Source organism: Pseudoalteromonas sp. TB41 (assembly GCF_000497975.1).
GTDB classification, from domain to species: domain Bacteria; phylum Pseudomonadota; class Gammaproteobacteria; order Enterobacterales; family Alteromonadaceae; genus Pseudoalteromonas; species Pseudoalteromonas tetraodonis.
Genome location: NZ_AUTH01000105.1, coordinates 1 through 18,742 on the forward strand (window position 1 = coordinate 1; position 18,742 = coordinate 18,742).

The 18,742-nt window shown below is 40.1% G+C and carries 15 protein-coding genes; all 15 read right to left on the reverse strand.

Annotation, left to right across the window (positions count from 1 at the left end; all coding sequences use genetic code 11):
• The coding region (locus tag L641_RS0118405) for a DUF6531 domain-containing protein (RefSeq protein ID WP_024602735.1) at positions 1–3,269 on the reverse strand (3,269 nt) is incomplete at its 3' end.
• Positions 3,269–4,114, reverse strand: a complete 846-nt coding sequence (locus L641_RS0118410; protein WP_024602736.1) for a hypothetical protein — start codon at positions 4,112–4,114, stop codon at positions 3,269–3,271. The genes L641_RS0118410 and L641_RS0118405, both read right to left, overlap by 1 nt.
• A complete protein-coding gene (locus L641_RS0118415) occupies positions 4,111–5,136 on the reverse strand; it encodes a hypothetical protein (RefSeq protein ID WP_024602737.1) in 1,026 nt (341 codons plus the stop codon). The genes L641_RS0118410 and L641_RS0118415 overlap by 4 nt, the downstream gene beginning before the upstream one ends.
• A gap of 2 nt (positions 5,137–5,138) precedes the next feature.
• Positions 5,139–5,429 carry a PAAR domain-containing protein gene (locus tag L641_RS0118420; RefSeq protein ID WP_024602738.1) on the reverse strand — a complete coding sequence of 97 codons (291 nt, stop codon included), beginning with the start codon at positions 5,427–5,429 and terminating at the stop codon, positions 5,139–5,141.
• 38 nt (positions 5,430–5,467) lie between these two features.
• Complete coding sequence (locus L641_RS0118425) at positions 5,468–5,827, reverse strand: hypothetical protein (protein ID WP_042849408.1); 360 nt, start codon at positions 5,825–5,827, stop codon at positions 5,468–5,470.
• Positions 5,827–7,680 (reverse strand): type VI secretion system tip protein TssI/VgrG, encoded by a 1,854-nt coding sequence (gene tssI, locus L641_RS0118430; RefSeq protein WP_024602740.1) that lies wholly within the window; start codon positions 7,678–7,680, stop codon positions 5,827–5,829. The genes L641_RS0118425 and tssI overlap by 1 nt, the downstream gene beginning before the upstream one ends.
• Positions 7,681–7,753: 73 nt before the next feature.
• On the reverse strand, positions 7,754–8,233 hold the full coding sequence (locus L641_RS0118435) for a type VI secretion system tube protein Hcp (RefSeq protein ID WP_013462973.1): 480 nt from the start codon (positions 8,231–8,233) through the stop codon (positions 7,754–7,756).
• A gap of 220 nt (positions 8,234–8,453) precedes the next feature.
• Positions 8,454–11,072, reverse strand: coding sequence for a type VI secretion system ATPase TssH (gene tssH / locus L641_RS0118440; protein WP_024602741.1), 2,619 nt, complete (start codon positions 11,070–11,072; stop codon positions 8,454–8,456).
• A gap of 23 nt (positions 11,073–11,095) precedes the next feature.
• A complete protein-coding gene (gene tssG, locus L641_RS0118445) occupies positions 11,096–12,085 on the reverse strand; it encodes a type VI secretion system baseplate subunit TssG (protein WP_024602742.1) in 990 nt (329 codons plus the stop codon).
• Complete coding sequence (gene tssF, locus L641_RS0118450; protein WP_024602743.1) at positions 12,082–13,908, reverse strand: type VI secretion system baseplate subunit TssF; 1,827 nt, start codon at positions 13,906–13,908, stop codon at positions 12,082–12,084. Before tssF ends, tssG begins: the two co-directional genes overlap by 4 nt.
• Entirely contained in the window at positions 13,905–14,390 is a 486-nt protein-coding gene (tssE, locus tag L641_RS0118455; RefSeq protein WP_013462969.1) for a type VI secretion system baseplate subunit TssE, read from the reverse strand. Before tssE ends, tssF begins: the two co-directional genes overlap by 4 nt.
• A 15-nt stretch (positions 14,391–14,405) precedes the next feature.
• The gene (locus tag L641_RS0118460; protein WP_024602744.1) at positions 14,406–15,185 is read right to left on the reverse strand and encodes a type VI secretion system accessory protein TagJ; all 780 of its coding nucleotides are present in this window, start codon (positions 15,183–15,185) and stop codon (positions 14,406–14,408) included.
• Positions 15,186–15,187: 2 nt separating this feature from the next.
• On the reverse strand, positions 15,188–16,714 hold the full coding sequence (tssC, locus tag L641_RS0118465; protein WP_024602745.1) for a type VI secretion system contractile sheath large subunit: 1,527 nt from the start codon (positions 16,712–16,714) through the stop codon (positions 15,188–15,190).
• 36 nt (positions 16,715–16,750) lie between these two features.
• On the reverse strand, positions 16,751–18,241 hold the full coding sequence (tssC, locus tag L641_RS0118470; protein WP_013462966.1) for a type VI secretion system contractile sheath large subunit: 1,491 nt from the start codon (positions 18,239–18,241) through the stop codon (positions 16,751–16,753).
• Positions 18,238–18,741 (reverse strand): type VI secretion system contractile sheath small subunit, encoded by a 504-nt coding sequence (gene tssB, locus L641_RS0118475; protein ID WP_010389380.1) that lies wholly within the window; start codon positions 18,739–18,741, stop codon positions 18,238–18,240. Before tssB ends, tssC (L641_RS0118470) begins: the two co-directional genes overlap by 4 nt.
• Position 18,742: the final 1 nt, after the last annotated feature.

Genomic DNA, 18,742 nt, shown 5'->3' on the forward strand with positions numbered 1-18,742 from the left:
GTAAGCGTGCCGTTGTTGTTAAAGCAGCTTAACTGATTAAACGCGTTGTATTCGCGGCGGGTTTTTATGCCTTTGCCGGTTTCGCGGATTTGGTTACCAAACTCATCATAATGAAAGTCGCTATCGCCAAAGTGGGTTAAACGGTCTGCGTCTGTAGAGCCTTTAATAACTCCATCGTCTTCGCTTAGCTCACTGGCTGCGGTTGCTGTACTTGAATCACTGTACTCACTATGAATTACATTACGTGTGCTTTCTGACTGGTTGCTTTCAATCTTATTGCTGGCGTCACTAGCATCGCTATTATCATTGTGCTGAGTCGTTTGCTGCTCGGCTAATTCGTTATTTTGAATTTTTGATTGGCTAACTGGGTTACCAAAACTATCCCACTGGTATTGCGTGGTTTTTGTATTCTCAGAACTTACTAGATTTTGCTGAATTAACTGGCCAAGGCTGTTGTACTCAAAATTAATGTTATGGCTACTAACCCCTTCCTCTTTACGCGCAATCAGCTGGTTTACGCTGTCGTAATTGTACGTACAGATATCAAATAGTGCTTGCGCAGGATGGGTTAACTGTTGCTGCGTTAAGCGGTTGAATACATCAAACTGTTGAGTAAGGGTTATGTCATTTCCAAACTTTTGCGTTTGGATATTACCTTGACTGTCATAGCTAAGCGCTGCAAGTTCAACAGCCGTGCTGTTGGCTTGGTGTAAATGAATCGCACTTAGCTGACCAAACTTATTGTAGCTGTAGTTAAGCGTGCTTGAGTCTGGCAGCGTCAGTGTTTGGCGTCTGCCGTAGTCGTCGTAGCTGTATTGTAAGGTATGCGCTTGTTGCTGGTTATGTACTTGCTCGGCGTGCAGTAGTCGCCCGCCTTTATCAAAGCGTTGTTTAAGTGTTGATTGTGCGTTATGTGCACGCGCTATTTTACCTTGCTTTGTGTAGCTGTAATAATTGGCGTTATTAACGATATGTGAGTCGCTTGCCAAGCTTGCATGTTGTGCAGTTACGCGGCCTAGGCTGTCGCGCTCTATTTTTACGTGGCGTTTATCGCTTTGTGTAACAGAGGTTAACCTGTTACAGGCATCGTATTTATATTGCTGTAGCGTACCGTCAAACCCAGTTACTTGCGTTGGGTTTTCGTTAGCGTCATAGCTTATGCGGTATACATGGCCGTCGCTACGTTCGATAGCGGTTAGGTTACGCTCTTTATCGTAAGTTAAATGCAGTGCACTGCCATCGGGCTGAATAACACAATGTGGCTGGCTTAGCCCTTCAAAGTGCTGCTCGGTGGTATCACCCTTACTGTTTTGCGAGCTAATTAACCGCCCTGCATCATCGTAACTAAAATGTTGATGCTGTTTGTTCTCAGGAGCTTTTTCGTCAAAAGCAATAGTTTGCGCAAGCTGGCCGTGCTCATTGTATTTATATTGAGTCAACAAACCTGCGTTATTAATGGTGGCATTTACACTGCCTAGACTGTCGTAACTGTAACGAATAAGCTCATCGTTATGGTGCTTGGCTAAAAGCTCGCCTTGCTCGTTCCATACAAATTTAGTGACTTGACCGTCTTTATTTATGTGTTGGGTTAGCTGGCCAAATTTGTCATAGCTGTAAAGTACGGTGCGACCGTCGCCAAAGGTTTCACTTTGCAGCAAACCCGCCACGCTGTATTTACGGGTAATGGTTTGGCCATCAGGCAAGGTGGTTAATACACGCTGACCCAATTGGTTGTAAGCAAATTTAGTGACACTACCATCTGGCTGGGTTATTGATTCTAACTGACCATAAGGGGTATAGCTGTATTTTATTTCACTGCTATCTGGCTTTATTTCAGTAACTTTTTGACCTTGTGCGTTATAGCCGTATTGCCACACATTACCATTTGGGTCGGTGTGCTTAACTAACTTACCTTGCGCGTTATGTACAAAGTGTTCTTTATGCCCACGCGAGTCTATACAGGTTGTTTCACCAGCGTCTAAATTATATTCAAACTGATATGTATAGGTGTTGTTATCACCCCATTGTTTTATACATTTAGCACTCGATGAGTAACTGTCCCATTCAAAATGATGGCTAAAACCACTGGCACGAGTACGCTTAGTTAATAAGTTAGCGGCGTTATAGCCATAATGCTCTGTTTCACCTTGCTGATTGGTGGCGCGAACGAGGTTTTTGTTTTCATCATAATCATATTGTGCAAGTAACGGCGTAAGTAATACAGGCTTATTGTTATCGCCAGTACGGTAAGCTGAAATATTTGCCAGCAACCCTTGCGGGTTATATTTTAAAATACAGCCACGCGCTTTATTTACCTCAACGCGATGCAAGCGCTCTTTCGCATCGTAATAAAAACCAATACTTTGGCCTTTTTCGTTAATGACCTTTTCGAGCAACCATGAGTTTTCGCCCGCTTTAAACGTAAGATGCTGATCATCTGGGGTTACCAATACTTGCTTACCATTAGTTTGGTAATGCAACGCCAAATTACTGCTTAATTGATAGCTCGATTGCCCCGGTTTTACTTTTTCAAAACGGTGTTTAGCGCCATGCTCATCTTGGTATTCTAACCAGTAGGTGCCTTTTTGTTTTGGACCTACTTTAGGTGGCGGTAAATAGTGCTCAGTTAGCTGCACCATAAAGTCATGTCGCCAACCATTACCCATTACACTACATACATCCGCATGCGATGAACGGTATAGGCGTCGCCAAATTAATTGTTTGCTGCCTGCTAAGGTGAAATCAATAAGCGGCAGTATTTCTTCACCCGAAAGCATAGAAACTGGATCAGAGCGACACTCTTGTTGGGTGATAGGTTCTTCACTGGGAGTATTATTACTTGCACCGCCACTGTTTTTAGCCGGCGCTTGAGAGGCACTTTTACCTGAGGCTGTTGAAATGCTCTTATTACTTGGCTTTTTACCTGCTGCGCCGCTATTGGTGTTATCGCTTACTTGAATAGCCGACTTAGCTTTTTGGTGATAACAACTAATTTTATCTGCAACCAAAGCTTGGGTTAATACACTCGCGGTTTCACGGGCTGACGCACCGCGCGAACAGCTTACTCCTGCAAGGTTAAGCAAGTTAATAACGTCTAAACGTTTAGCTGCGTCGCTAGTAAGCGCACTGCCGACTTGCGCAATTTGATTTTTGGCACTTTCCGGCGTGTTAGCTGCTACAGCAACAAAGCCCGACGGCGCAGAACCTTTACCTGCGACGAGGCAAATTGGGTAACTTATTCCCTGTAAAACAACGGTATTACTTTGCATTAGCTGTGTACTTCCTCACTTATCCATAAGTATGATGCTGCACCTTGATGCTTAGCTTGCTCCTGTGAAAGCATTAATGCATGACTAAAATGCTCAACAATTGCAGGGCTTGTGGTTAATTGGTACAAATTAACCAACCCTTCTAGTGCGCCTATTTTCCCTAATTTATAATTGGGTAGTTCGTAATATGTGTGCTCATCAATTAAGCTAGTAAGTAGCTGTAAATTGTTTAGCCAACTATCATCATCTACCCCATTTCCTGGTGCAAAAATTAGATCTATCTTATTCTCTGTTTTTTCAGCTAATCGCGTAAGCATACCTGCTAGCTGATTATGTTTGCTAAAATCAATAGATGCTGCAATTTCATGGCTTACCTGCGACCACCCGCAAGGCACCATTTCAACTACAGCCAACGCACCACCTACACCTTGATATAGAAACTGCTGCTGTTTATTTGCTTTAAAAGTTGCATCTAAAGCAATTACATTAAATTTTTGCCATTTTTTTTCACCGGCCAAAGCTATAGCAGAGTGTGCACCTGTTGATCCATGAAAAATTAGCTCGTTGCTATGATCGGGGTATAACTGTTGTAAGCTCTGAGTTAATAACTGTTTTAGCTCATCTTTAAATGATAACGCTGGTAGTAACCAGATCATCGGCAATGTGCTGTCTGTGACTTCTGCCATTAATTCTTTAGATTTAATTATGCAATCGTAAACACAGGCATCCCAAGACTGCCATTGCAGTTCATTAAAAACAGCACTGTTATCGTCAAATAATAATGCATCTACGCTGCTAATATTTGGGGCAGAAAAGCATACCATCTCTATTGAAAATGCACTCATGATGCCACCTCGTCCTGAGCTTTATTGGCAGCGAGGTGTTGATAATAGCGATATAAGTTAAACACCCCTTGGCTATAGCTATCCATGGCTGATAAATAAATGGCATTAGGCACTTCATCAAGGGGGTGTCCTGCAATCAATCGTAAACTCGACATGGCGGTTTCATATTTAGGCCAGTTATGTTTTAACTGCTGCTGAAAATTTATTAACGCGCTTTCATCGCCTTGCCAAGCGAGTCGCTGGATATCGTACTCCACTAGCTGATCGAGTTTATCACCTAACATGCGCCTTATTAGCGCAATAATTAACGCGGGTTGCTCTACCTGTGGTAGCAAAGAATTAGCTAAAACAATCAGTTTTACAAAACCGCTTTGTAATAAAATATGCAATGTTTGATCAACCGATAAGGTATTACTGGCATGATTGCTTAAGCTGTTTACTTGCTCAAAATTTAATGACAACAAAAATAACGACATTAAGGGTGATAGATGGGCTTGCTCACTTAATGCATCAAAAATAGCCGTTAATATCTGTGGCCCGTGGTGCTGCGCAAGGCTGGTAATTTGATTTATAGTGACCAGTGTTTGCGGCGGAATTTCATCATCAGCACTGTAAGCAAAAAACAAGGTGTTTAAATTTAATAGCCGAATTAAGTTAAAGCTATGCTGTTGAATAACCACTTTATTTATAATGATTTTAAAAAAAGCACTAAGCACTGGCTGATTAAGCAGTTCATTTATAAATATAATATTTTTATTTTGTGGCAAGTTTGCCATGACTTCAATACATGCTTGGGCAACTAATTCATCGTTTTTAGTGTTAGTTATTATTTCGACTAGTTGCTCAGTGGTGGGCAATTCAAAATTATTTTTTTGATTATTGTTTTTTGCGTTTACCCAGCAGCTTTCTAATAGGGTTTTTCTTAAATAACGAACATGACCTACACACGTAAACGGGCACAATTGAGCGTTACTAATTTGTAGTAATTGTGCTTGATGATCACTTAAATAGGTCGCTAGCAAAGTTAGCCACCAATTAAAACAGTTGGGTTGCCCACAACGATTTTTCCGCCGTGGCCACTATCATCGCCCATTCTGGCGGCAGGTTTACCATTAATTTGAACACTACCCGAGCCTGTTTTTACGCAGTCTGGTGGGCCAATACACACTATCATGTCGCCTTTGCGGGCAGCGGGCATGCCGCCTATTAATACATTGCCAGAGCCAGCAACTATAGGTCCGCCCACATGTGGAACTTTAGCGGTCACTTTAGGGCATACATGCATATGACCAATTGTAGCAGCGGGTTTACCCATTTTGACTCCTTGTCGTGTCTTTGTTGGTTTATGAAATGCTATTCATAAAGCGGGATAACTAATAGCTTGTTACTGGTTACCAGTAGCGAAATTTCATTAATTAACTCATCTTTACTGTGATCAGAAAGTGCCACAGCGCTTTGAGTTGCATATTGATATAAGTTTGAAATTACATTTTCACTATTAAGTGCATCACTTAAATGAATAAAAAACTGCTGTGCATAATAGCCATTCATGGCTTTTAAATGACTTAAAGCCGGGCTTAGTAATGGATCGTCTGGCCTGTTTATCGGTAAACACACTAAATGCGGTAAACCATAACGGCAGTAAACAACGTGCCCGTTATTTGCAATGCCGTTTCTAAATCCTGATTGAAAGTTATTAACTATTTCCATCATTAATTTAACTTAATTACACCAGCAGATAAGGTAATGGCACTGCCATCTACTTTTACATTACTGCCTTTAATATCAATGTTTGTACCTTCAATAGTAATATTGCCACTACTGCTCATTTTAATTTGCGCCGAGCCTGTTTTAATCACTATTTCGTCACCGGCTTCAATATTAAGTGTTTTACCGACTTTTAAGGTGTCATTTTCACCCATTTCAGCAACACGGTTAGCTGTGACTTTGAGATTATCGTTATTAAGAATTTCAACATTACGGTCGTTATCTATTTTTTCGTTTTGATCGTTTTTAACGTAAAGCTGTTTATCTTTTTCGGCTTGCATATACACAAGCTCGCTGCCTTTTTTATCCTCAAAGCGCAGCTCATTAAAGTTATCTGCTCCACCTTCTTTAGTTGAGCGAGTCTTAATACCACTTTGCGTTTTTTCACCAGGTAATGCGTACGGAGGCATTAGGTCTGCATTATAAACAGCACCGCTTATTATAGGTTGATCTGGGTCGCCATTAATAAAATCAACCAGAACTTCTTGACCTACGCGGGGAAAGAAAAAGGCGCCCCACTTTTTGCCAGCCCAATTTTGTGCAACTCGGATCCAACATGAACTTTTAGAGTCTTTTTTACCTTCACGATCCCAATCAAATTGCACCTTAACGCGGCCATATTGATCAATCATAATTTCATCGGCGCTATCACCCGTTACTATGGCTGTTTGTACGCCGTTGATAACCGGTTTCTTTTTGCTCACTTGCGCTCTGTATGGAATGTCTTTTGGCACACATTCAAAGTGGTTAGAATACACTTCTTCACTCGATGCTTGTGCAGCGCCTGATTGGTTTGGTACCACAATCGACGTCATCATCGAGGTGATAGCAAAGGTTTTACCTTCAAGGCGTGGGTCTTCATGTTTTTTGAAACTAAACAGTTTACCAACAGAGAATGAGCGGCAGTCACTGCGCCCGCTAGAGAGCTTCATGTCTCTTTGCAGTGACTCTAGTTGAACTGATGCCAAATTAGCCGCGCGGGGATGACACTCTGCTTCAGCTGTATATTCAAAAATTTCTGATACCGATTGGGTCGGTAATTCTGCGTTTGCTTGCTCTGCATCAGGGTAACGTGATGGCTGTTTAAAATCGTAGCCCAAACGTTTGAAACTACCTGGCGCTAAGCTTAATCCGCCCTGCCAACGCGAAACATGAGACTCACTTAAATGGCCAGTTGAATGAACAACTTTAGCCTCACCACACATTTCATATGCGGTAATATCATCTGCTAAAACTAATGTATGGTTACTTTTTGTATGCTCAAAGAAGTAAAAAATCCCCTCGCTTTGTAATAAGCGTTGGATAAAGTCAAAATCTGACTCTTGGTATTGCACACAGTATTCGTATTTGGGGTAGGTTTTACTGGTTTTATCTGAAAAAGCCACATTGTGTTGGCCAAACAAATCAGCAAATATATCTTTAATTGTTTTCTTTTGGAAAATGCGACTGTTTTTACGATTACGCATAGAAGCGGCAAAAGGCACAATGGTAGCTTGATAATCAATGTAATTTTTTTGCTCATCAACGTCCGCCGTACGGCTTCCGTTAGAAACAAGCTGACTCACGATACCGTGATAATAACGCTCTCCGCCACCCTCGGCATTTTTTACCTTGATAGAAACAGGCTTGCCAACCAGATCTTCATGTGCAATTTGTTGGCCTATGGTGTACATATTGACCGACATAACAAACAAATCTGACATGGCTTCTTGCGCAACGAAGCGTGTTAAATAAAGGGCATCTTTACCAACAGGAGTACTAATTTGAATTACGTTTTTATCTTGTGTTGCTTTTTGCATTCCTTGCTTTTCCCATCCTGAAGATCAAAAAAAGCCCTGGGCAAAGCCCAGAGCTACAATCGGGTAACAAATATTACATTTGTTGACCTTTAACACCGCTGTAACCATATACAAGTGGTGCAGTGATGTTGTTTTGGTCGTCAGTAGGTGTAACAGTCATCATCATTTCAGTGTAGCTGATAGTGATTGTTTCAATTGGACGGTCGTTTTGAACTGATACTGAGTAGCTAGAGATCATGGCATCTGTAAGTTCGATTTTCATGATTTCTTCAACTTTATCACCTTGTTTAGTGATATGGAAAACAGCAGGTAGACCTTTACCAATAGTTGCTTCTTTGAAAAGATCCGGAGATGCTTTATCTTGAAGTTTAGTAATAGTCACATCGCCTAAACGAGTAGAGCTAGATTCACGATCCATCGCCGTACCAGTCGCTGCGCTAATTTCACGGCTAACGTTCCAATCTAAAGATAAAACTGTAATTAAATCTTTGAAAGACTCAGCAGTAGTTTCGCCTTTGATTGAACCGTATTTTAAATATGTATTTGCTTGCATTTGATAATGCTCCTTTTTATTAAACAATATTATCCATTATGTGGATTCGTTTACTTTGGTTACCCAAAATTCCTTGAAATCATTATCTTTAAAACAGCAATGAAAAGGTCTTCAGAATTCCTTTCCCTAGATGAAGACAATGTCTCAAAAATTCCTTGTTTCTATATAAGACACACGAATTATAATGCCCTAAAACTAAAGAAACAACCTTAAAAACAAGTTATTTTGAATTAACTTTAGTTAATTCAACATCGAACTCATTATCTTTAATTAACAATGAGATAGATGTTACTTTTTCACCTTCAACCATGCTTGAAAGCAAGATCTCAGACAATAGAGGTAGTACTTTATTCTGTAATATCGTGTGAATATTTCGTGCACCCGATCCGGCATTTTGACAATTTGCAATAATGTGCTCAATCACATCATCGTTATACGTTAATTGCGCATCATAGTGCTTTTTAACACGCTTAATTATTTTACTAATTTGCAACGCAGCAATCTGGGTAAGAATTTCATCACTTAACGGAATATATGGAATAACGTTAATTCGTCCTAAAAATGCAGGCTTAAATGCCCCTAATAAATCATCTTGTAGTGCTTTTAATAAGCCTTTAATACTTGGCTTACTTTCTTCATCTTCAAATAAGCTCATTGTGGTATCAGTACCCACATTTGAGGTCATAATAATGATGGTATTTTTAAAGTCGATGTCTCGGCCTTCACCGTCTTTTATGGTGCCTTTATCGAATACTTGATAGAAAATATCTTGCACGCCTGGATGGGCTTTTTCCATTTCATCTAGCAGCACCACACTATATGGTTTTCTTCTTACTGCTTCGGTTAAAATACCGCCTTCGCCATAACCAACATAACCTGGAGGTGAGCCAAGTAGTAATGACACTTTATGCTCTTCTTTAAACTCAGACATATTAATAACTGTTACGTTATCTTCACTGCCATATACTTCTTGTGCTAGTGAAAGCGCGGTCTCTGTTTTACCCACTCCGCTTGGGCCTGCCAGCATAAATATACCATTAGGGCGACTTTCATCTGCAAGCTGAGCACGAGAGGTTTGTACTACTTTAGCCATGAGTTCAAGCGCATGATCTTGGCCAACTACGCGTTGTTTCATTTGCGCAGCTAAATTTAAAATGCCATGAATTTCATCTTCATGCATTTTACCAACAGGAATACCAGTCCAATCAGAAATAACCTGTGCAATCAGCTCTTCATCAACTTGCCAATGCACCATGTTATGTTCGTACGAGGCTAGCTTAAGCTTACTTTCTTTTAACTGCTCAAGTACTTCAGCAGAAGAGTCTGCATCGTTGGTGTTAATCGATTCAAGCGCTTGGTTTAATTCTGCAACGATGCCTTTTTCAACGTTGAACTGCTCATTTAATGGTTCAAGTTGCTGTTCAATCTCAACTAGTTCAGATTTAAGTGCTGATAATTGTTCGCTGTGATCTAAACCGGTTTTTTGCTCACGATTTAACATTAAAACTTGCGCTTCAATTTCACTAAGTCTATTCATTAACTGCTCAATCGCATTAGGTGTCGATGCTTGGCTCATAGCAACACGAGCACAGGCCGTATCTAACAATGCAACTGCTTTATCGGGAAGTTGCCTGGCAGTAATGTACCTGTGCGATAGATGCACCGCACTTTCAAGTGCTTGCTCTGAAATAAACACTTTATGATGCTTTTCCATAACAGGAACTAAACCACGTAGCATAGCAACCGCTTTTTCTGGCGTTGGCTCTTCAACCTTTACCACTTGGAAACGACGTGTTAGTGCAGCATCCTTTTCAAAAAACTTTTTATATTCAGCCCACGTTGTTGCTGCAATTGTACGTAATTCCCCTCTTGCTAAAGCAGGTTTTAGTAAGTTAGCCGCATCGTTTTGACCCGCTTGTCCGCCACTACCAATCATAGTGTGAGCTTCATCGATAAAAAGAATCACAGGGTCAACAGCGTTTTTAACTTCGTTAATTAACGACTTTAAGCGATTTTCAAACTCACCTTTCATGCCCGCACCTGCTTGAAGCAAAGCCAAATCTAGGCTGTGCAACTTAACGTTTTGTAATACTGCAGGTACGTCTTTTTGGGCAATTCTTAGGGCAAGTCCTTCAACCACAGCGGTTTTACCTACACCCGCTTCACCCGTTAAGATTGGATTGTTTTGACGACGTCTAGTTAAAATATCAACCATTTGACGTATTTCAAAATCACGACCTAGAATAGGGTCTATTTTCCCCGCTTTTGCTTGAGCGGTTAAATCAACTGTAAATTGATCTAAGCTTGGTGTTTTAGATGAACCATTTGCAGGTGTTGTAGCACTTGCAGTGCTGGTATTACGTTCTTGCGATTGGGCAACAATTTCAGGCCATGCGTGTAACAGTTGTCCAGGTTCTATATTATTGAAAAGCTTACTACAACGCGTTACTAAACTAGACAAGGTATCGTCTTTTGTGAGCGTGTAAATAACGTAAGCACTACGAATTTGCTCATCGGTGAACTCAATACTGGTACTTAACCATGACTGCCTTAATAATGTAGTAACATGCACTGATAGGCTAGGCGATGAATCACTGCCCGTTTTAAATGACTCTAGTGATTGGTTTAAATCTTGCTTTACCTGATCAATATCAATATCGAACGAACCGAATATGAGCCTAACATCGTCTAGTTGCTGCTCAATCATAGCTAACATCCAATGCTCTAATTCAACCGTAAAATGGCTGCGGCTATTACATATTGCAACAGCTGCCTCTAAGCTTTTTCTACAATCTGGACTTAGTTTTTCAACTAATTTATTTAATGTCATCGTTGACATACACTGTTCCTTTTAATTTTTAATTATCCTTTAAACGATAACTTAATAGGGTTAAATTTAGGGGTGTTTTTACTCGCCATTAAAAAGCTATTAGCGCCAAGTTGGCATTCACGTTTAGACAACTGCACCGCATCAAGTTGTTGAAAATCTGATTCGATGATAAGTCGAAATGAAATCGCATTGCCCGCATAATCTTTTACAATCTTTGTAGCTAACTCAAATAACTTGCCTTTCGGTAACAAGGATTTTGCTTTATCAATATCAGTAGTGCTGATATGAATCTCAATATTAGAAGAAATATCCCATATCTTTTTACCTATTACGGTATCAACGCCTAAGCGAGCATGTTGTCCCTCATATAGGCGCTCACTTGCTAAACAAGTTTGTTCTTGTGGTTTCAGATCATGCCACTTTCCTACCATTTGTTTGATGACAACATCACAACCAAGGTAAGAGCTCAATACACTTTTTAAATCAAAAGCGTTACGAATTTTTCGGCTATAAAGGCCTGAAAAGTGCAACTGATGATCATTGTAGCCGCCACTTAAAAGTCCCAATATTTGTGTATATGGGTCTTTGTTTTTATCTTTGTTCACATGATTTAAAGACGGCTTATATTTTTTCCACGCTCGATAATATAAAGACACCAAACGATGATTAAACATATCGTAAAAGTCACGCATGGTGGTATCTTTATAGCGAAGACGCTGCATCACCAGCTCGCTGTAAAATTGAGGTAAAGCGCCCGAGCAACCCGTTAATCCCATAAAAGAGATCTGCATGTTGACTTTATGCAACCCATCATCAAAGCTAGCTTGCTCTAATTTTGTGATAGCGTTACCTGGGTAACCAAATTTTTGTGTTGCGGTAAATTTAATTAACTCTTGCTTTGGGCTACTGTCATACCCTACATAGCGATATTCTAAGCCATGCTTTTTAAGCTGGTTTTCAATAATGAAAACAGCTTTATAAAAATCAACTTGTGACGCTTGAGAAATAATATGCTGGATCATATTAACGGGCTTTCCCCAACTCGAGCAGGCCATTGATAATACACTTGCTCTTGTTCTTTGAGCCTTAAACTAACACGCGTGAAACTATTGATTGCCGCAAATTGTGCAAAGAAATGATCAAGAATAGAGGCAAAGAAAAACATGCCACTTCCCGAAAAATCATCATTGGCAAAGGTAATTTCTATTTCGCTTCCCGTTGCGAAGCTTACTCGTCCTTTTTGTACGACACGCGCCGTTGCTGGTTCTACAATCACGCGGTAAATATTATCAATAAGGCCTTTTGTTTGCGGTGAAGCTCTAAAGTCATACAGCCGTAACACTTCTTTAAGCTTGTTACATGCATCTTCTCCACTAAACGCATCAAGGGTTAAATGATTAACTAATTGCCAACGAGTTGCATCGGCTAATATCGGTCTAACTGCATGAGTAAATGGGATTAAACAACGTATTTTTTTTATTACATCACCACGTTCAGGCATTAAAAGTCCGAGTTCATCATCTCCAAAGGGCATGCTTGCAGGAAGGTTTCGATTACTGCAATTAGCACGTACTGTTAATACCGTGTTCCCTTCAGCATAATCCATAGCGCTATTTTCAAATCGTGCATCTACCAATGATAGAAACGATTCCGTACCTGACTCAACATAGCCACCGGCCCATGAGGCGGTTTCTCTGCGGATGTGCCAAAATAAATCATCATGGCCTTGGTATCGTGGATGAGTCTGCCCATAAAAAGGACACACTATTTGTTTGTTCCCTTTGTGATCAAACGCAATAACTTCTGAGATACCAATCACCTCTGAGATTTCAGAGTCCATATAGCGTGGTGTTAATTGGTATTCGTATTCACTCAGCTCAGGGCGAATCGGTTCTAGTTCTTGCTCAAACATATTGATAATGGGTGTACATCCCATTAAAAACATATTTTTGTCTACTTGCTTTTCAAGCTCGGTTGACTCTGAATCAAGATAAATATACACACTGCATTTGTTAGACTTTTTAGGCAGTGATGAACGAATATTTTCAAGCTCAACAAAGCGAAACTTTTCCGGAAAGGTAAAGTTTTCCACCAGTAACCGATAACCAGCACTTGAGCGCTGCGAATAGGGCACCACCGCTTCATTTGCATCAAAGCCTACGGCTTTTAACTGGTTTTTAGAAAGGTACTTTATACCCTCTTCACCATTATCAAAAGCAATACCAATAGCGTGTTTAAATAATAGTTCATACACTTTAAGCGTATGATGCCATTGGCCATTTATAAATAATCGTAATTTTTCCAGCCCGGTTTCAGCTAATGATACACCCGGATATTCACCGGTTAGCTCAAGTTTAAAAATTGACTTAGCTTTTTCATGCCAACGAGGCTTAGGGGCAACAAACGGACTATTATCAAATTGGGCACTTGTGATCTCAACAGGCCATAAATAAGTTTCGTAACAGGTTTGAAACTTACATTGCTTCATCGACTCAACATTGGTTTCTACTTCACTGCCTCTTGGAATGACCACACCCGTGGTGGACAGATTTTCAGCTTCTAATTTTACCACCGACATAGAAGGGATAGGCGCTTGGTAGTCTGGCAGCATCTGTCCCAATAGAGCATCAGTTAGCTCAGGAAAGCTGTCATCGAGTTTTTGTCTAATATTAGCAGTTAAAAATGCGAACGATTCGATTAGCCTAGATACATGAGGGTCTTCAATATGGTCATCGCTTAACTTTAATCGCCCAGCAACTTTAGGGTACTTTTCAGAAAAGTCTTTACCCATGTGGCGAACAAACGCTAGTTCGCGGTTGTAGTACTTTAATAACTCATCGTTCATAAAGAGGCCTCAATAATCTTCATACCTAAATTAACCGGCTCAACTTCAGAATCAAAGCTGATAAATTCAGGTTCTGGATCGGCATACAACAAGGCGTTAATCCTTAGGTTTAATACTCTGTTCACGGGTACTTCATCATCGGTAAACACTTCTACCTCAATAAACCGCGGTTCAAATTTTAAAATTGTATTTCTTACGGTTTCGCATAAAAGTGCACGCCCTTCGTGTGAGCTTACAGACATACTCGAAAAGTCAGGCAAACCATATGATAAACACGAAGTCGACAACTCAGCATATTGTGATGGCCAGGTATGCCACTGAATTCGAGCATTTAGCAGCGCTTCTATGTCTCTACGCACATTTTTTCTCAGCTCACTAATGCTGATCCCCTCAGTACGAGAAGGTGCATCTTGAAAGTCAGGCTCATCGTCAATGAGCCTATCTAAAATAGATGCTTGGAGTTGCTGCTTATGTTCAATCATAATCGTTTATTGCACTTACTCTGCTGTTTCAACGGCGTTGATTTTTAGACTGGGAATAGTGATTGCTTCATCGTTGACAAATAACATTTTCATTCCTTTACCTACAATAAACTCATCTTGTAGCTCATCCCAATCAGAAACCTGACCTAACTTTTCCAGCTCAGTATTTGAGTTTGCATAAACCAGCGGTAAATGTGCCGTGCCTGACGGACCGTCTTTGATAGTGATCTCAACACGTAACCAGATGCTCTCTAATAAAGACGCTACAGGTTCTACTTTTAATGTTTCAATTTCATTAAAGTTTGCAAGGTAAAACTCGCCATTCGTGCCTAGCACTTCCAAATATGGGCTTAAGCTATCATCTAAATCTCTAATTGCTGAATGCTCATCATCAACGCTTTCAAGACGAAGCGCTTCCATTTGTTTTGCAAGCGTTGCCGCTTCAGATGTTTCGCCTTCAAGTAGGGCTACGTGCATTTTTAAGAACAAGGTGTCTAGCTCATTAGCTTCATGAAAGAGTTTAGGAATACCCTTACCTTGATAAAAATCTACACGCGATTGTTGTGCGCGAATTAAATGCCTAAGGTTAACCGCACCTACAGCAAATTCAGGGTTCTTTTGCACCATAAAATCTAGCTGTTTATCTGCTTTTTCAAGTTCACCGTTAATGCAAAGTAATTCAGAATAAAGACTTCTAATATCAAAATTTAAAGGCTCATCTTGCAACTCTGTAGCGCAACATAATAAAGCATCAGCAAGTTTTCCCTCGCGAATTAAACTGTGTATTTTCTTCATGACTATTCCTTTATTTTATGATGAGGACTGAGCTCTGTTATTAACTTAATACTCGAGACCATTTGGTCTAACTGAAAATGGGGCTGTAACTGCAAAACCGAAAAGTAATGACCCGGATTAGCCTTGTTTTCACTTACTTTTATTTTTGCATTACTGAGTGGGTATTTACTTCTAATGTGCTCAGACGCAGAGTCTGACGCGGTTGTGTAGTTATTGATCCACGCTTGTAAATCTCTTTCACACGCTTGAGCCGTGCTGTAAGAGCCTACACGGTCTCGGGCCAATAATTTTAAATAGTGCGCAAAGCGCGATACACATAAAATGTATTGCAACATAGACGATAAACGCGCATTGATATTAGCAGCGCTTGAGTCGTAATTTTTTGTCTTTTGAACCGACGCATTACTGTAAAAAACAATATGTTCGGTATTTGTGACCGAAGATGCAGGGATAAAACCGAGTTCAGAAAATTGCTTTTCAAACTTACTGGTTACTAACAAATCCAGTGGCGGCTTAGCTTCTTTTTGATAAGTATCATTAGCAAAACTATCGCGAGCTAGCCCTGTGACTAAGCCTTTTGACACTTTCCCTGGCTCTATACCACGTATATGCCCAAACCAGCCGCTATCGCAGTAAGCTCTGATTATTGTCGATACAAATTGATAGGCTGCATTTCCCCACAGCATATCTGTTTCTGGATTAATAATTTGTTCTTTGAAATAGAATTCTTGATGGCGCTTACCGTCATTAGCATAAGGCGGCCTAACTAGCACATGAGGGAGTGTAAAACCCATGAATCTAGCTTCTTCCATTTTTCTAAAGCTTTGCCATTTTATATATTCAGGCTGCTCAAAATGATTAAATAAATCAGAGTAATAACCTAAATCTGAAAAGCTATCTGCGCCAAATAAGTTAGCCGATGCCGAACATATAAAAGGAGAAAATGCGGCGGCAGCCGTTCTTGACACTTCTTTAATCGTATCTATATCGTTATAAATAGTACCCGCTGAGCAACCATTACTAATTTCATAATCACCAATCATAATACCAAAGGGCTCGCCGCCAGCACTGTCAAATTCGTTTTGATAGAGTAATTGAAAAAACGTACTTTGATCGAAATCTATCGCTTTATTTACGTCTTTTGAGAGCGTTGGCCAGTCACAATTAAGCAATTTAACTTTTACTTTTTTTTCTTTGTCTTGTTGCTCTGTTTGTAATAATAGCCACCATAGATTTCGCCAACTAGCTTCTAAATTTTGAAAGCTTTTTGCATGAATTATATGATTGAGTTGTGCAGAAATCAGTTGATCGAGTTCAATGATCACACGCTGTAAATAAGGACTCAATGACTCCTTATTCCAAGAAAGTGGAGAATCAGAAGAGCCTTCAAGCCATAATAATAACGCTTTATCTAGGTTTTTTTCGTTCAAAAACCTATCGAGTAAAGCGTCATTATCACTTATTCGAGACTGCGACTTTTGTTGAAAAGTGAAGTCTTGATTGATAAATGAAAACTCTTCGTGATTCATTCTATTGCATCATCCTTAATGCAGAGAGCGGTATTATTAACCGATCTCTGGGATTTTAGCTACAAGGCGTAAAGAAGAAGTAAGCTCTTCCATTTGTAACCAAGGTTTAAGCCAAGCAACAGCGTTATAAGCACCAGGTTGTCCTGGGATCTCTTTTACAGATACTTTCGCATCAGCAAGAGGGTAACGTGCTCGAATATCTTGACCACCGCCCTCTGTCGCATTTACATAAGACAGGATCCAACGGTTTAACCATGATTCAACGTCTTCGGCTTCCATAAAGCTACCAATTTTATCGCGCGCCATTACTTTAAGGTAATGAGCAAAACGAGAAGTCGCCATTAAGTAAGGTAAGCGTGCTGAAATGGCAGCATTAGCGGTTGCATCAGGTGTTGAGTAGATTTTTGGTTTTTGACAGCTTTGGCCACCAAAGAAAACAGCATAATCAGTGTTTTTATAGTGACATAAAGGCAAGAAACCTAACTGGCTTAGCTCGGCCTCACGACGGTCTGTAATGCCAATTTCTGTTGGACATTTAAGATCTGGATCGCCATCATCACTCGTAAATATGTGCGTTGGTAAGCCTTCTACTTTACCACCACCCTCTGCGCCACGAATAGCAGTACAGAAACCATATTGAGAGAAAGCAGCGGTCATGTTTGTTGCCATAGCGTATGCGGCATTACTCCAACAATAATCACTATTATCAGTACTAACTGAACGGCCATCTTTCGCTTCAACTTCAAACTCTTCGTAGTTAAATTCTTCAACTGGTTTTGACGCTGCACCATAAGGTAAACGCGAAAGGAAACGCGGCATAGTAAGTGATACAAAGCGTGAATCATCGCTGTCTCTAAATGAACGCCATTTAGTGTATTCTAGTGATTCAAACACTTTTTCTAAATCACGTGGCTTAGTTAATTCTTCCCAATTATCAAAACCAAATAACGACGGTGATGATGCGGCAATAAATGGACAGAAACCAGCAGCTGCAACATTAGACATTAAGCTTAATGTTTCAACATCTTCTGGGTGATTAGTAAATTCAAAGTCACCTACAATCGTGCCATACGGTTCACCACCTGGGGTACCAAATTCTGACTCATATATTTTCTTAAAGGTTTGGCTTTGATCAAACTCAACAGCTTTACTTAAGTCTTTATGCAGCTCTTTCTTTTTCATGTTTAAAACACGAATTTTTAATGTTGAGCTAGTTTCAGAATTCATCACTAAGTGATGTAATCCGCGCCATGAGCCTTCAAGTTTTTGAAACTCATCCGTGTGCATTACGACACTTAACTGCTTTGAGATTTTTTGATCGATTAATTGAATTGCTTCATTAAACGTCACAGTCATGTTTTTGTTCCATTGAACTGTGCCTTTTAATGCTTCTTCAGTTAACGTTTTCAGTAACTCTTCAGCACGGCTTGACTCTGTTTGTTTAGTCGCACCGATTGCTTGCTCTAAAAGTGAAGAACTAACTTCTGCTACTGATTCTGATTCTGTTGCTAATTGTTCAGTGCTCATTTATCAGTCTCCTCTAAGTTAAGTTCTTTCGCCATCGAGTCTAAGCTTGCTGTGTTGCTTAATACTTCTTCTAGTACGTTTTCAAGTTCTTCTGAGCGGTCAATCTTCGTCATCAAGTCACGAAGCTTGTTACGCGTTTCCATCAATTTGCGTAACGGCTCTACTTGATTTACAACGGCTGCAGGCTCGAAATCGTCAATCGATTTGAAGTTCAAGTTAACTTCAAACTGAGAACCATCATCCGTTAATGTGTTGTCTACTTTTAAACGTAGAGATGGGCTCATACGCTTTAAAACATCATTAAAGTTATCACGATCAATTTGAATAAAACGTCTATCTTTTAGTGGCTTAAGCGCTTCTGTATTATCACCAGAAAAATCGCCCATTACACCCACTACAAAGGGTAATTCTTTTTTTACTGCCGCGCCCTCAGTTTCCACATCATAAGTGATATGTACTCTAGGTTTACGAACTCGTTTTAACTTATCATGGATACTCATT